15 protein-coding genes are annotated in these 15,107 nt (G+C 31.8%); 9 read left to right on the forward strand and 6 right to left on the reverse strand.

The features are described 5' to 3' along the window. Positions 1-135: 135 nt before the first annotated feature. The 9 genes from B2Y85_RS06250 to B2Y85_RS06290 all read left to right on the forward strand — a co-directional run bounded on the left by B2Y85_RS06250 (position 136) and on the right by B2Y85_RS06290 (position 8,704). On the forward strand, positions 136-2,406 hold the full coding sequence (locus B2Y85_RS06250) for an FtsK/SpoIIIE family DNA translocase (protein ID WP_372519621.1): 2,271 nt from the start codon (positions 136-138) through the stop codon (positions 2,404-2,406). After that, positions 2,396-3,067: a LolA family protein gene (locus B2Y85_RS06255; RefSeq protein ID WP_372519622.1), complete on the forward strand. Its 672-nt coding sequence runs from the start codon at positions 2,396-2,398 to the stop codon at positions 3,065-3,067. Before B2Y85_RS06250 ends, B2Y85_RS06255 begins: the two co-directional genes overlap by 11 nt. Positions 3,068-3,076: 9 nt before the next feature. Next, positions 3,077-3,790, forward strand: a complete 714-nt coding sequence (locus B2Y85_RS06260) for a helix-turn-helix domain-containing protein (protein WP_372519623.1) — start codon at positions 3,077-3,079, stop codon at positions 3,788-3,790. Positions 3,791-3,792: 2 nt separating this feature from the next. Continuing rightward, positions 3,793-5,091, forward strand: coding sequence for a 30S ribosomal protein S12 methylthiotransferase RimO (rimO, locus tag B2Y85_RS06265; RefSeq protein ID WP_372519624.1), 1,299 nt, complete (start codon positions 3,793-3,795; stop codon positions 5,089-5,091). 38 nt (positions 5,092-5,129) lie between these two features. Continuing rightward, complete coding sequence (gene pgsA / locus B2Y85_RS06270; protein WP_372519625.1) at positions 5,130-5,750, forward strand: CDP-diacylglycerol--glycerol-3-phosphate 3-phosphatidyltransferase; 621 nt, start codon at positions 5,130-5,132, stop codon at positions 5,748-5,750. 1 nt (position 5,751) lies between these two features. Then, a complete protein-coding gene (locus B2Y85_RS06275; protein ID WP_372519626.1) occupies positions 5,752-6,375 on the forward strand; it encodes an MBL fold metallo-hydrolase in 624 nt (207 codons plus the stop codon). A gap of 1 nt (position 6,376) precedes the next feature. Then, entirely contained in the window at positions 6,377-7,243 is an 867-nt protein-coding gene (xerD, locus tag B2Y85_RS06280) for a site-specific tyrosine recombinase XerD (protein WP_372519627.1), read from the forward strand. A gap of 151 nt (positions 7,244-7,394) precedes the next feature. Further along, complete coding sequence (locus B2Y85_RS06285) at positions 7,395-8,012, forward strand: hypothetical protein (protein WP_372519628.1); 618 nt, start codon at positions 7,395-7,397, stop codon at positions 8,010-8,012. Positions 8,013-8,311: 299 nt separating this feature from the next. Continuing rightward, positions 8,312-8,704 (forward strand): pyridoxamine 5'-phosphate oxidase family protein, encoded by a 393-nt coding sequence (locus B2Y85_RS06290; protein ID WP_372519629.1) that lies wholly within the window; start codon positions 8,312-8,314, stop codon positions 8,702-8,704. A gap of 10 nt (positions 8,705-8,714) precedes the next feature. Here the strand turns inward: B2Y85_RS06290 and B2Y85_RS06295 are convergent, their stop codons facing one another. The 6 genes from B2Y85_RS06295 to B2Y85_RS06320 all read right to left on the reverse strand — a co-directional run bounded on the left by B2Y85_RS06295 (position 8,715) and on the right by B2Y85_RS06320 (position 15,008). Beyond that, positions 8,715-9,896 (reverse strand): ATP-binding protein, encoded by a 1,182-nt coding sequence (locus B2Y85_RS06295; protein WP_372519630.1) that lies wholly within the window; start codon positions 9,894-9,896, stop codon positions 8,715-8,717. A 210-nt stretch (positions 9,897-10,106) separates the two neighbouring features. Next, complete coding sequence (locus tag B2Y85_RS06300) at positions 10,107-10,700, reverse strand: outer membrane beta-barrel protein (protein WP_372519631.1); 594 nt, start codon at positions 10,698-10,700, stop codon at positions 10,107-10,109. A gap of 140 nt (positions 10,701-10,840) precedes the next feature. Continuing rightward, positions 10,841-11,437, reverse strand: coding sequence for an outer membrane beta-barrel protein (locus tag B2Y85_RS06305; RefSeq protein WP_372519632.1), 597 nt, complete (start codon positions 11,435-11,437; stop codon positions 10,841-10,843). Positions 11,438-11,772: 335 nt separating this feature from the next. Then, positions 11,773-12,366 carry an outer membrane beta-barrel protein gene (locus B2Y85_RS06310; RefSeq protein ID WP_372519633.1) on the reverse strand — a complete coding sequence of 198 codons (594 nt, stop codon included), beginning with the start codon at positions 12,364-12,366 and terminating at the stop codon, positions 11,773-11,775. A gap of 320 nt (positions 12,367-12,686) precedes the next feature. Beyond that, positions 12,687-14,357 (reverse strand): dihydroxy-acid dehydratase, encoded by a 1,671-nt coding sequence (gene ilvD / locus B2Y85_RS06315; protein WP_372519634.1) that lies wholly within the window; start codon positions 14,355-14,357, stop codon positions 12,687-12,689. 51 nt (positions 14,358-14,408) lie between these two features. Continuing rightward, positions 14,409-15,008 carry an outer membrane beta-barrel protein gene (locus B2Y85_RS06320; protein ID WP_372519635.1) on the reverse strand — a complete coding sequence of 200 codons (600 nt, stop codon included), beginning with the start codon at positions 15,006-15,008 and terminating at the stop codon, positions 14,409-14,411. Between the last annotated feature and the right edge of the window lie 99 nt (positions 15,009-15,107).

Genomic DNA, 15,107 nt, shown 5'->3' on the forward strand with positions numbered 1-15,107 from the left:
AAACTTTTCTAAAAAACATTGTGAATTTTTTGTGAAATCTTAAAAATACACAGACGCATGTATTATAAAAACACTGTTTTTTTTGTTATAATATTTTGTTATAATATTCGTTAACTTAAACTACGGGTAAAATTTATGGCTAAACAAACAAAAAAGCAATTGGAAGAATATAAGAAAAGCAAAAGATTGTTATTGGGTTGTATTTGTTGCGCAATATCTTTTTTCTTATTATATGCTTTAATATCGGCAAGCGATACAGGCATAGTAGGTGAAGCATTATCCAGTATAATGTTCAGTTCTTTCGGAGCTTCATCATATATAATTCCTATCATTTTATTTTGGTTCGGTATACTGTATTTCATAACCTCAACAATATTAAGAACAAGAATCGATTTGGTTTTGGCAGTAGTTTCCGTAACACTATCATCAATTTTATTTTCATTAATAAAGAGTATATTTAACCTAAAATTCCAAGACGGCGGTTGGTTGGGCAACACATTATCCCCTTTCTTTTTAAAGTTTTTCGGTAATTGGGGCTCAATAGCAATAGTAGGTATATGTTTTATATTTTTTATTGCGGCCTTTTTTAGAATATCATTATTTAAACTTGCTAAATATATAGTAAAATCAACAATTGAAGATATCAAGCAATGGTACGAATACAGAAAAGCAAAAAAACAGGAAAAGCCGAACATTGTTCAAAACAGATCTAAAAAGGAACAAGAAGAAGAAACTCCTTTCGAACAAACGGAAAAGCCGAGAATAATTGACAGCAGACAGAACAAAAAAGACGATAAAGAAGATTTTGTTCAAGAACAAATGAAAGCCGCAAGAACGGAAGAACAAAAGAAAATACAAGTACAGCAACCGCAGGAAGAAAAAGAAATTGAACAAGAACCGAAACAAGAACCTATAGCAGAGCCGAAACCTATAGTTAAACAAGAAAAAATAGATACAAAAACATTCAGTTATACCTTGCCTCCGGTAACTCTTTTAAGAGAAGGTTCTTTAAACACGCAAATAAACGAATCGGAACTTCAGGAAAGAGCCGAAGCATTAAGAGAAGCATTAAAATCTTTCAGAATTGATGCAGTTGTTCAAGATATTATCCCGGGACCTGTTATTACAAGATATGATATAGTTCTTGCCCCCGGAACAAAAATGCAGTCGGTAATGAATATAATGGACGATATTTCTCTTGCAATGAAAACCGCAGCGATAAGAATTGAGCCCGTACCTGAAAAATCTGCAGTCGGCATAGAAATACCTAACCCGAAACCATCAATGGTAAGTTTAAGAGATATTATAGACACGAAAGAATTCAAAGATTCAAAATCTTTATTAACATTGGCCGTAGGAACAAAAACGGACGGAAGCGGATATATTTCCAACTTAGCCAAAATGCCTCACTTACTTATTGCCGGAGCTACGGGTTCGGGAAAAAGTGTCGGTGTGCACAATATTATTTTATCTATATTGTATAAGGCAAGACCTGACGAAGTTAAGTTTATGTTAATAGATCCCAAAAGAGTGGAAATGACTGCATATAAGCAGATTCCTCACTTATATAATCCTTGTTGTATAGCAGATGATGCGGATGTTATTACAAGACCTAACGAAGCTTCCGATGCATTAAAAAAATTGGTTAAAGTCATGGAAGAAAGATACGAAAAATATGCATCCAATATGGTTAGAAATATTGAAGACTATAATGCAAAAATGGTTGCCGAAGGCGGAGATAAAGATTACTATATAATTGTTATTATAGATGAGTTGGCTGATTTGATGATGGTTGCTTCAAAAGAAATCGAAGATTCCATTCAAAGACTTGCACAAATGGCAAGAGCTGTCGGAATACATTTAATACTTGCAACTCAAAGACCTACCGTAAATGTTATAACCGGAACAATTAAAGCCAATTTCCCTGCAAGACAATCGTTCCAAACAGTATCTGCTGTGGATTCTAAAGTTATACTTGATACCATCGGTGCGGAAAGTTTGATAGGTAAAGGAGATATGTTGTTCTTACCTCCTTCCGAACCGAGACCTGTAAGACTTCAGGGTGCTTTTGTTTCTTCAAAAGAAATAGAACAAGTGGTAAAATTTATAGCGGACCAGGATTTTCCTAAATTTTATGAACCGCCTACTCACGAAGTAAGCCAAGCGGCCGCGGCAACGGCGGCGGATAAAGCGGAAAAAGATCTTATCCCTGCATTAAAACTTATTCTTGAAAGAAGAAGGATATCACAGGATTTGTTAAAAGCACAGTTTGGCGGTTCTGCAAGAGCAACAAATATATTAAGTGTTTTAGAGGTTAGAGGCTTTATTCATAAGCCGGAAGGAACAAATCGTTGGGAAATAAACTATAATTTAGTGGAGGATTATTTAAGAATAAATGATAACTAAAATTTTATTTAAATTATCATCCGTTATTTGTTTGTTACTTATAAGTATCTCCGTCGCTTTTTGTGCCCAATCTCAAAAGCAAGATATTGATGCAATTTTATCAAAATTGGAAAAGCAAGATTCTTCCGTAAAAGATTTACAGGCAGATTATACTCAAACATTAACTTATCTTTCCACAAACGAACAATTTAGTTCGGAAGGTGTATTTAAACATAAGAAACAAAATTTTATTTATTTGGGGCAAATAAAGCCTACAAAGCAATATTCATATATCGACGGCAAACATATTACAACTTATGTTCCCGATAACAGACAAGCTATTGTTGAAAAATGGAAAGATGTTATAAACAGCGATATGTTGTTAACATCTGTATTCAAGTTTATTCAAAATTGGAAAACTTTAAAGAAAGATTATATTATAGAACTTAAAGAAGAAACAAAAGTAGATTATTCTTTTTTAATAAAGCCGCTGAACCAAAAAGAAAAATGGAACATGACAATCACCGTAAGTAAAAGTTCTTCTTTAATAACAAAAACATCTTTTGATAACGGCAACTTTACGGTAGATGTAAAATTAACAAATTATAAATTAAACAACAATTTTTCAAATGATATATTTAAATTTACGGCACCGAAAAATGTTGATGTTATAGAATTATAGAGGTTTATTATGAGCGGTCCCGGAAAAGTTTTACAACAGGCAAGAAAGAAAAAAAGATTTTCTATAGACAGGGTTCACAAAACCACCAAAATAAAAAGAGAATATATTGAAGGGCTTGAAAACGATAATGTATCCGCTTTTCCTGCTGAACTGTATTACAAAAACTTTTTAAAAACTTATGCTTTGTTTTTATCATTGGATCCCAACGAAATGATAAACATGTACGAACAATCGAAATTGGACCAACAGGAAGATTTATTTAAGCAAAGCAACAATAATGCGGAAAATAAATTCATTGAATTTTATAAAAAAAACAAACAAACACTCATTTATGCAGGATATGCTGTTGCAGCCGTTCTTATTATCTGCATAATCATTATGCTTATTCCTACAAAAAAAGCTGTTCTTCCCGAAGAAACAAGCGTACAGACAATATCGAAAAAAGAGCAAGAAAGTGCGGCGACAAATTCTCAACAAACAGAACAAAAACTTTATATAAAAGCATTGGAAGATACTTGGATAAAAATTTCCGGTGACAACAAAAAACTTTTTGAGAGCATTTTATCAAAAGATAAAACTTTTGAAGCAACAACAAAAAAAGAATTTAATATAAAAATAGGAAATATTGATGGAATAGAAGTTTATTTTAACGATAAGCTTGTTGATATATCCAAAGGTGCTTCCAACAGCAAAGTTAATACAATAACATTAAAAAGAGACTGATTTTGAAAAATAATAAAGTATCCGTAATCACTTTAGGTTGTTCCAAAAATACTGTCGAATCCGAAGCAGTAATAGGTTTATTTTTGAAGGAAGGTTATGAAATAACCGGCAATTTATCGCAGGCAAATATAATTGTTATTCATACATGTTCTTTCATACAAGATGCTCAAGCGGAATCTCACTATCAAATACAGCAGGCGGGACTTCTAAAACAGCAGAACAAAGATTTGAAAATATTTGTTTCCGGTTGTTTGGCTCAATTATTGCAAGATAAAATGCAAAAAGATTATCCTTTTATAGACGGATATGTGGGAACAGGTAATTTTGATCAAATAGTAAAATTAATAAAAAAGCATAAATTCTTTGCAAACACAAACTGTGCAGGCGGAATAAACACTTTTAAAACAAGAGTATTGTCAACAAATTCTCCTTCTACTTACATAAAAATAGCGGAAGGTTGTAACCACAGGTGCAGTTACTGTATAATACCTAATCTGCGAGGAAAATTTATAAGCAGAACAATAAAATCCGTAACGGATGAAGCCAAAGCTCTTGCAGATTCCGGCATACGGGAACTTAATGTAATAGCTCAGGATACCACCTCTTACGGAATAGATATATACGGAAAACTTTCGCTTGCAAAACTGTTAAAAGAAATATCAAAAATAAAACAACTTAAATGGATAAGATTGTTATATGCTTATCCGTCAACAATAACAAAAGAATTATTGGAAACAATATACGAAACGGAAAATATTTGTAACTATATTGATATACCGATACAACATATAAGCAAGAAAGTTTTAAATGATATGAAAAGACCGGAAAACACAAGAAAAATTATAGAAAAAATAAAAAAAGATTTTCCTGAAATAACACTAAGGACATCTTTAATAACGGGTTTTCCCAACGAAACGGAAGCAGACTTCAAAGAACTTTTATCGTTTGTAAAACAAAACTACTTTGAACATGTGGGAATATTCGGTTACTCGGATCAAAAACTTGCCAAATCTTATAAACTGAAAAATAAAATTTCTCAACAGATTACAGAAAAAAGAGTACAACTTCTTGCAAATGCACAATTTGAAAATGTTATAAAAAACAATAAAGAAAAGATAGGTAAAACTTTTGAAGTGTTACCTGAAACAATTTCAAAAGACAAAATTTATTGCAGAGCATACTTTCAAGCACCTGAAATTGATAACACAATTATCGTTAACAAAAACAAAAATATAACATTAAATAAATTTACCGAAATAACAATAAAAGATTATAAAGACTACGATTTAATTGCAAAATAATGTATAATTAGTTTTTAATTAAAAGTAAGGATTTATTTATGAATCTGGCAAACAAATTAACAATGATTAGAGTTTTTCTCGTTCCGGTATTTATTGTCTTAATGATAATAGATTCGTTTTGGGCTAATATTTTCGCTTTGCTTGTTTTTATTGCCGCTTCAATAACAGACTACTACGACGGTGTTATAGCAAGAAAGAACAACATAATAACAACATTCGGAATATTTCTTGATCCGTTGGCAGATAAACTTTTGGTAACTTCCGCATTTGTTTCTTTTGTCGGAATTTATACTTTAAATATTCCGGCATGGATGGTAATTTGTATTATTTCCAGAGAATTCATTATTACCGGACTTAGATCTATTGCGGCTTCAAGAAACATAATAATACCTGCAAGTATGGCAGGTAAAGTAAAAACGACATCTCAAATGATTGCAATTATTACAATACTTGTTATTTTAGTAGTAAATGCAACCCTTACAAAATTCTTTTTTATCACGCCGTATGAGCTTATGGAAGCCGCCGGATGGCAACATTTTATAGGTTTAATATTAATCCATGCTCCTTATTGGTTAATGTTAATTGCAACAATATTCACTTTATATTCCGGAATAAGTTATTTAGTTACTCACAAAAATATTTTTTTAGATCAAAAATAAAATGCTGAAAACAGAATTTATAGTATCAGGAGAGTTTCAAGTAAATTGTTATATAGTTTATGATGAAACTTCTAAAAAAGCAATTATTATAGATCCCGGTCAAGACGGAAAAAAAGTAATAGATAAAATCGAAAAACTCAACCTGAAACCCGAAATTTTAATAAATACTCACGGACACTTTGACCACACTCTTTCTAACGATATAATAAGGCAAAAATATAATATTCCGTTAGCAATTCACAAAGATGATACGGAAATGCTTTCCGACGCAAACAAAAATTTTTCAACGATAATAGGCAGCCCGACAATAATAAAAAAAGCAGACATTTTTTTTGATAAAGAAGAAACAAAAGAGACTTCTTTTTGTAAATATTATGTCATTCACACACCCGGGCACAGTAAAGGTTCTGTCTGCATTCTGATAGATAATATTTTGTTTGCCGGCGATACTATATTTAAAAATTCTATCGGCAGAACGGATTTATATGGCGGCGATTATGATGAGATTATACAATCTTTACAAAAAATTAAAAAGTTCCCGCCCGACACAATTATTTGTCCCGGGCATGGTCCTTTTACGACACTAAAACAAGAATTAAAAAATAATCCTTACTTAAACCAATAATATGCAAAGAGTTGACGATTTTATTAACTATATCTTAATAGAAAAAGGGCTTTCAAAAAATACTGCTCTTGCTTACAGAACAGACCTTAACACATATCTGAAATTTTTAGAAGAAAAAAAAATAAATTACGAAAACATAACACATTTGGAAATAACGGATTTTTTGTGGCATCTTAAAACATCGAATTTTAAGCCGAGAAGTATTTATAGGATGATAGAATCCATTCGTCAATTTTATAAGTTTCTTATTGCCGAAAATCTTATAAAAACAGATCCAACGATATATCTTACCGCACCTAAAGTTCCAATGATTTTGCCGGATATGTTAACCGGCGAAGAGGTAACAAGATTGTTAAATTCGGTTTCAGGAAGCGATAATCTTTCAATAAGAAACAGAGCGATGCTTGAACTTTTATATGCTACGGGTTTAAGAGTATCCGAACTAATAAATTTAAAATTTTCTAATATAGATATTGAAGAATGTTTTGTAAAAATTTTCGGTAAAGGCAACAAAGAAAGGTTAGTTCCTTTCGGACAAAAAGCTCAACTCTATTTAAAAAGATATCTTAGAGTAAGGAAAAATACAAAATCGGAATTTATATTCTTAACAAGATTAAACAAACCTATATCAAGAATAGAATTTTGGAGACAGTTAAAGCAAATAGCCGTAAAAGCGGGTATTATGAAAAATATTACCCCCCACACTTTAAGACACTCTTTTGCGACTCATTTACTTACGGGCGGTGCGGATATCAGGTTTGTTCAAGAGATGTTAGGGCACAGCTCGATTTCCACAACACAAATATATACTCATATCAGCCAAGAAAGATTAAAAGAACAACATAAAAAGTATCATCCGAGAGGATAAAAACGACAATGTACAATTTATAATGTACAATGTATAATTAACGACAAACTTTTTTACTCATTCACCAAATTTTGCAAATCAAAATTTTATAAATTGTAAATTAAAATAATTTTGTAGTATAATATAGGAAATATTTTTTTGGAGTATTATAATGAAAAAAATTATTTTTTCAATTTTATTGCTTACTGTATGCGTATTACCGGTAAGTGCAAAAATGAATATGGATTTTATTGTAAAGGGCGGGCTTTTAGCTTCTCCTTACATTGATTTGGATAGAAATGTAGTATTTACAGATACAGGCATGGTCAACGGAGAAGAACAAGAAAGAACAATTATAAACAGCAGAATTTTGGATGTTGATTTGGGGTATACTTTAGGCGGAGAAGTGTTTGCTTATCCTTGGAAAAATATCGGTGTGGGCATCGGTGTTTTTCATTTGTTTAAAACAGATATAGAAAACACAGCACAAAAAATATCCGCGACAAACTTTTATCTTGCCGGAAAACCTAAATTGGTTTTAGAAAACAAAGAAATAGACAGTGTATATATTATAGGTCAGTTAGGCTACAGTAATGCCGACATAAAATTGATAGATGCAAGCGGACTTTCCGGTTTATATATGGGTGCAGGTGTAGGTATAGAAGCTAAATGGTTAATAATAGAAGCTTTATATACTTATTATAACTGGTTAATTCCGGATAATGATTATGCCGGTCACGGTTCTATGTACACCATACATCTTAACATAGGTTATAAATATTCAATATGATATTTTTTAAATTAGTTATTGTAATTTTTTTGTTTATATCTTTATTGGGGTTCTTTTTTACAAAAAAATTTTTAGAAATTTTCTGCTATTTTAATTTTTTGTATTATAAATTCTGTGGAATAGAAGTAGATTTTAAAATAGTATCAACAAAAACGGCAAAAATTTCATTCTTAGCCGGTACTATTCTTTTCGTATTTATGTTTTTTAATATTGATAAAAGTTTCAACAAAAATAATTCAAATACAACAAACAAAGAAGAAATAGCTGTTACAGAAACTACAAACAAGGAGAATTTTGATATGCAATCAGTTTATGATTTCTTAAAAAAATGCCAAACTTATTATCTTGCAACGGTGGAAAACGATCAACCCAGAGTAAGACCTTTCGGAACAATAGATTTGTTTGAAAATAAGTTATATATACAAACCGGTAAAATAAAAAATGTGTCTAAACAAATGGCACAAAATCCTAAAATAGAAATATGTGCTTTTGACGGTAACACTTGGATAAGAATAGAAGCTGTTGCGGTAAACGATGACAGGATAGAAGCTAAACAACATATGTTGGATAATTATCCAAGCTTACAAAAAATGTATAAAGCCGATGATAACAACACTCAGGTTTTATACTTAAAAGATGCAACGGCAACTTTCTATTCATTCACACAAGAACCTAAAGTTGTTAAATTTTAAAATCATTTAATTACAAGATTAAACTGTTAATGAATTGTTCCGCTACTCTCGGTGAACGGTTACCTCTGTTTAAAGCAAAAGTTTCCGCTTTAAGAGCCAGTTCTTCTTTATCAATTTTAATGTTGTTTCTTTTGGCAAGTGCAAACACTATTTCAAGATAAAGATTCTTGTTCGGCTTTTCAAAATATACGGTTAAACCGAACCTGTCCGAAAGAGAAGTTAATTCCTGGATTGTATCGTTAATATGAATATCATCTTCGTTTCGTCTGTCTGCAAAACTTTCTTTTATTATATGTCTTCTGTTACTTGTAGCATAAATTACGGCATTGTTTGCTTTTGCCGAAGCAGAACCTTCAAGTGCCGCTTTTAACATACTGAAATTATCATCATTTTTATTAAAAGAAAGATCATCAATAAATATTATGAACTTTAACGGATTACCTGTAATTTTACCCATAATATAAGAAAGACTTAACAACTGATCTTTTCTTATTTCTATAAGTCTTACACCTTCATTATAGAAATAGTTGGCACACGCTTTAACCGTAGAAGATTTGCCTGTACCGGCATCACCGTATAACAATATGTTTGCGGCAGGTTTACCTTCGCATAATGCTTTAGTATTATCAAAAATTTGTTTTCTTTGATCTTTATACCCTATAAAACTGTCAACGGAAATTTCATCTGCGGATTTTATAGGTATAACTTTTTCATCCAACACTTTAAACATTTTTGCCGTAGCAAAAATGCCGTATCCGAGTTTGGAAATATTTTTTATTTGTTTTTCGTAAAGTTTTACAAAATCGGTTTTGGTATTTTCGAATTCGGGTATATATTTAAAATCAACTTTATCGAAAAGGTCATCTGTTGTAATTTTTGAAAGTTCCGAAAATATTTTCAGTTCTTTTGTTGTATTTTCCAAAAGAGTTTTAGATACTTCTTTTTTTTGTGCTATGGACAAAATATATTTGTTTTCGTCTGTTAAAACAGCATTGGATAAAAAGTTTGAAAAAGAATAATTAAATTCCGCCAACGAATAAACAAACTCACCGAAAAAGTTTATTTTTTTTATATTATCTTTTTCGGTTAAAAAAGAAATAAATGATTGCATGGTTTCAGTATTAAGTATATTCCTGAATACACTTAATGCCAAAAGTTCACAAGCTAATTTTTGTTTTAATTCTTCATTCATTTTTTATCCTTTCAACTTTAATAAAAATATTATACAAAATAAAAAAAATATAAACATAGAAATGTAAGGACAGTAAAAAAACTAAAATATTTGTAAGTGAGACAAAAAATTCCCGAACCGTAGTGTACGCAAGTGAAACGGTACATAAGGTTCGGGAATTTGAAGTTGTAACTAAAATATTTCTGTTTTTTTGTATTGAATGTAGCCTAATTAAATACTAAATTTGTAACCGGCATTTATTGCAGTTCTTCTATTTGTATAAGATCCGTTCCAATCTCCTATCTTAAAATAATTTACGGAATATACAAGTTCTACAATAATATTACTTTTTTCTACACCGGCTCCTATTGCCCAATATAAACCGTTTTCATTATATTTTTTAGAACCGTAATACCCAGAATTATCATATCTTGTCATACCGTAACCTAACTGACCTAAGAAATATATTTTATCTATAAACTTATTTTCTTGTAATTCAAATACCGGTTGTACGGCAACATATATATTTGTCGCTCCCATAGAATCCCTTTTATTCCAACCATCATTAAATTTACTGTCAAAAACATAATTTACCCCAACACCTGCACCTAAATTGTTCATTACATAATAATAAAAATCTGCTCCCAACGAAAATGTGGCTTCTTGTTTATAACCATATTTCTCTCCAGCATCCTTATAGGCCACCATCACAGGTTCAATAACATAACCAACTTTTGGAACAATTTCCATACTGCCTTTTTCTACTGCAAAAACAGGTGCTGCAAATGCTATTGCTAATATTAAAGTTAACAAACTTTTTTTCATTATTTTTTCTCCTTTATTTAAAATTTTTATTTAATAAATTTTAGCTGATTAACTGAGAACGAAAAACTTCGTTTTCCTTAGCTGAGAAAATGAGAAAATTACAAATATTATTTTCTTCTTAAACTTCCCAACTTATCAACTTATAAGCTAAATTTGTAACCTACATTTATTGCAATGTTTCTGTATGTCCAAATTTCTCCACCCCAATAATCAAAGTAAGAATAATTTACCGAATACATAAGTTCAACAATAATATTACATTTTTCTACACCGGCACCGACTCCCCAATACATTCCGTTATCAAGTTTTTCTGATGGTTTATTATAGCTTATTTTATCACTATTCATAATTCCATAACCTAACTGACCTAAGAAATATATTCTATCTATAAACTTATTTTCTTGTAATTCAAATACCGGTTTTACGGCAACATATATATTTGTCGCTCCTACTTTTGATTTATCACCCCAACTATCATTCAAATTGCTTGTAAATATGTGGTTTATACCTGCACCTATGCCAATATTGTTTATCACATAATAATAGAAATCTGCTCCCAACGAAAATGTAGATTCTGCATTGTAAGCATAACTGTCTGCATTATCTTCCGTTTCCATAAGTAAAGGTTCAATAACATAACCAACTTTTGGAACAATTTCCATACTGCCTTTTTCTACTGCAAAAGCAGGTGCTACAAGTGCTACTGCCAACAACACTGCCAACAATCCTTTTTTCATTTACTTCCTCCTTTTTATAAAGAAAATACTTCCAATTTTTCATTTATCGCAGATATTTTACTAAATAATGTAAGGGTAAAACAACAGAAAAAATTTTGTACTTTGTTCTTGACTCTCAAAGACTTTTCAAGTTTTTGCTTAAAATAAAGCATTTGCCGATTATTATTATTTAAGATTATCAATAGAATATAAGGACAGAAAAAAAACTAAAATATTTGTAAGTGAGACAAAAAATTCCCGAACCGTAGTATACGCAAGTGAAACGGTACATAAGGTTCGGGAATTTGAAGTTGTAACTAAAATATTTCTGTTTTTTTGTATTGAATGTAGCCTAATTAAATACTAAATTTGTAGCCGGCATTTATTGCAGTTCTTCTGTTTGTAAAAGATTCATTCCAATCTTCTATCTCAAAATAATTTACGGAATATACAAGTTCTACAACAATATTACATTTTTCTACACCGGCTCCTATTGCCCAATACAACCCATTTTCATTATATTTTTTAGAAGAGAAGAAATACTCCTTATTTTCATATCTTGTCATACAGTAACCTAGTTGTCCTAAGAAATATATTTTATCTATAAACTTATTTTCTTGTAATTCAAATACCGGTTTTACGGCAACATATATATTTGTTGCTCCCAAAGAATCTTGTTTATCCCAATCCTCCTTAAATTTACTATCAAAAACATAATTTACCCCAACACCTGCACCTAAATTGTTCATTACATAATAATAAAAATCTGCTCCCAACGAAAATGTGGATTCTTGTTTATAACCACAATAGTCACCATAATAATCTTCCATAAGTAAAGGTTCAATAACATAACCAACTTTTGGAACAATTTCCATACTGCCTTTTTCTACCGCAAACACAGGTGCTGCAAGTGTCACTGCCAACAACAATGCCAACAATCCTTTTTTCATTTACTTCCTCCTTTTTATAAAGAAAACACTTCCAATTTTTCATTTATCGCAGATATTTTACTAAATAATGTAAAGGTAAAACAACAGAAAAAATTTTGTACTTTGTTCTTGACTCTCAAAGACTTTTAAGATTTTGCTTTTATATAAGAATATAAGGGCAGGAAAAAAACAGAAAAGATTTTGTTTTTAAATGAAAATGTAAGGACAGGGAAAAAACAGAAAAGATTTTGTGCGAAATGAAGAAACGCAAGGGCGATGTGTATGTCTTATAATACTCAAGACCTTGCGTTTCAAAATTGTAGCCAAAATATTTCTGTTTTTTATTTTAAAAATTTGTTAATTATCGCTCCCTTGTCGGCAGACGATACCTGTGCCGCATATCTTGCCAAACAACCGCCGATATCCGTTTTCTTTTTTATCTGCATTGTTTGTTTTCTTTTCGCTATTTCTTCATCGGAAACTTTTAATTCTATTTTATATTCCGGAATATTTATCGAAATAATGTCACCGTCTTTAACATAAGCTATTAAGCCGCCGGAAGCTGCTTCCGGTGAAACGTGTCCCAAAGATGCACCTCTTGTAGCTCCCGAAAATCTGCCGTCCGTAATAAGTGCAACATCTTTGTCTAATCCCATACCTGCAATTGCAGATGTCGGGCTTAACATTTCTCTCATTCCGGGACCGCCTGCCGGACCTTCGTATCTTATAACAACAACATCACCTTTAACTATTTTACCAGCATATATTGCCGCAATAGCTTCTTCTTCGCTGTCATAAACTTTCGCGGGACCTTCATGTTTTAACATCTCGGGTGCAACGGCACTTCTTTTAACTACACAACCGTCCGGTGCAATGTTACCTTTTAATACTGCTATTCCGCCTGTCTTGCTGTAAGGATTATCTATATTTCTTATAGTTTCATTATCTAAATTTACTGCAGATTCAATGTTTTCACCTAACGTTTTACCGGTACAAGTCATAACCGATGTATCTATTAAATTAAGTTTTGTTAATTCTTTTAAAACAGCATATACTCCGCCTGCCTCATTTAAATCTTCCATATATGTGTGACCTGCCGGAGCCAAATGGCAAAGGTTAGGAGTTTTTTCGCTTATTTCGTTTGCCATATCCAAATTAAATTCCACTCCGCACTCGTTGGCAATTGCCGGAAGATGTAACATACTGTTGGTTGAACAACCTAAAGCCATATCCGCAGTTAAAGCATTTTTTATTGATTGTTTTGTCATAATATCACGGGGACAAATATTTTTCTTTACAAGTTCCATTATCTGCATACCTGCATGTTTTGCAAGTTCTATTCTTGCCGAATATACTGCAGGTATTGTTCCGTTACCTTTAAGTCCCATACCTAAAACTTCGGTTAAACAGTTCATGGAATTTGCCGTGTACATTCCCGAACACGAACCGCATGTAGGACAGGTTTTTTCTTCATATTTTGTAAGTTCTTCTTCGTTAATTTTCCCTGCTTTAAAAGCACCTACCGCTTCAAACATTCCAGAAAGACTTGTCTTTTTACCGTTAACTCTGCCCGCAAGCATAGGTCCGCCGCTGACAAATATCGTAGGAATATTTACTCTTGCCGCGGCCATTAAAAGACCGGGAACATTTTTGTCACAGTTCGGTACCATAACAAGCCCGTCAAACCCGTGAGCTCTTACCATGGCTTCGGTGGAATCCGCAATCATATCTCTTGTAATAAGAGAATATTTCATTCCGTTATGTCCCATGGCAATACCGTCACAAACGGCAATCGCGGGAAACACTATCGGTGTTCCGCCTGCCATTGCAACGCCGATTTTAACGGCTTCAACAATTTTATCTATGTTCATGTGACCGGGAACAATTTCGTTATGAGAACTTACTATTCCTATGAAAGGTTTTGATTGTTCTTCTTTTGTTATTCCCAAAGCATGATATAAACTTCTGTGCGGTGCATTATGCGAACCATCTACAATTTTTTCTTTTATCATATTTTTTCTCCGAAATGATTTTAGATTTTTAGTTTGTGCATGTAATATATATTAAGGTTTGAATCTGAATTTGTAACCTACATTTAATGAAAAGGCGGAAAATGTTACATCATATGTATTACCTTCGGATATAACGGAACCGTAGTTAAACGAGTGTGTAAACTCAAGAAAAAAATCATATACAATTTCCACACCTACACCTATTCCCCAATAAAGTCCGTTATTTGTTGACGGTGCAGGTAAATCTTCTTGCGAATCATCGTTATCAAATCTAAAAAAGCCGTAACCGGCTTGTGCTATAAAATAAATACTTTCAAGTATATCCGAATCTAAATCCATTTTCGGTCTGACAGAAAGATAAACATTTGTAAAGCCATATTTATCATCATAACCATATTCGGCAGTTGAATCAAAGATATGGTTTACACCAAAACCCATTGCTACTTGAGAATTAACATAGAAATAAAAGTCCGTTCCCAAAGTAAAATTTTTTTTGGTTGAACCGGAATCTCCGCCATCATAGAAAAGTTTAACATTGCTATCTAATGTGTAACCGATTTTTCCCAATATTTCCATATCACCGGCTTCACTTGCAAATACAGGTGCTATAAACAATGCTGACAATATTACTGTTAGGATAATCTTTTTCATTTTTTGATATCCTCTTTTATATAGTTTATATTTCTTTAATTATACAAAATAAAAAAGCGGGAAGAAAATTCTCCCCGCTTTTTCCGCTTTGCTTCCAAT

Source organism: Candidatus Ruminimicrobiellum ovillum, assembly GCF_002392975.1.
Classification (GTDB): Bacteria; Elusimicrobiota; Endomicrobiia; order Endomicrobiales; family Endomicrobiaceae; genus Ruminimicrobiellum; species Ruminimicrobiellum ovillum.

Excerpts from the sequence above, each read along its gene's own strand:
- B2Y85_RS06290 (WP_372519629.1), top strand. The coding sequence starts at position 8,312 with ATGCAATCAGTTTATGATTTCTTAAAAAAATGCCAAACTTATTATCTT.
- pgsA (WP_372519625.1), top strand. The coding sequence starts at position 5,130 with ATGAATCTGGCAAACAAATTAACAATGATTAGAGTTTTTCTCGTTCCG.
- B2Y85_RS06275 (WP_372519626.1), top strand. The coding sequence starts at position 5,752 with ATGCTGAAAACAGAATTTATAGTATCAGGAGAGTTTCAAGTAAATTGT.
- B2Y85_RS06285 (WP_372519628.1), top strand. The coding sequence starts at position 7,395 with ATGAAAAAAATTATTTTTTCAATTTTATTGCTTACTGTATGCGTATTA.
- B2Y85_RS06310 (WP_372519633.1), bottom strand. The coding sequence starts at position 12,366 with ATGAAAAAAGGATTGTTGGCATTGTTGTTGGCAGTGACACTTGCAGCA.
- ilvD (WP_372519634.1), bottom strand. The coding sequence starts at position 14,357 with ATGATAAAAGAAAAAATTGTAGATGGTTCGCATAATGCACCGCACAGA.
- B2Y85_RS06305 (WP_372519632.1), bottom strand. The coding sequence starts at position 11,437 with ATGAAAAAAGGATTGTTGGCAGTGTTGTTGGCAGTAGCACTTGTAGCA.
- B2Y85_RS06255 (WP_372519622.1), top strand. The coding sequence starts at position 2,396 with ATGATAACTAAAATTTTATTTAAATTATCATCCGTTATTTGTTTGTTA.
- B2Y85_RS06320 (WP_372519635.1), bottom strand. The coding sequence starts at position 15,008 with ATGAAAAAGATTATCCTAACAGTAATATTGTCAGCATTGTTTATAGCA.
- xerD (WP_372519627.1), top strand. The coding sequence starts at position 6,377 with ATGCAAAGAGTTGACGATTTTATTAACTATATCTTAATAGAAAAAGGG.
- B2Y85_RS06295 (WP_372519630.1), bottom strand. The coding sequence starts at position 9,896 with ATGAATGAAGAATTAAAACAAAAATTAGCTTGTGAACTTTTGGCATTA.
- B2Y85_RS06250 (WP_372519621.1), top strand. The coding sequence starts at position 136 with ATGGCTAAACAAACAAAAAAGCAATTGGAAGAATATAAGAAAAGCAAA.
- B2Y85_RS06300 (WP_372519631.1), bottom strand. The coding sequence starts at position 10,700 with ATGAAAAAAAGTTTGTTAACTTTAATATTAGCAATAGCATTTGCAGCA.
- B2Y85_RS06260 (WP_372519623.1), top strand. The coding sequence starts at position 3,077 with ATGAGCGGTCCCGGAAAAGTTTTACAACAGGCAAGAAAGAAAAAAAGA.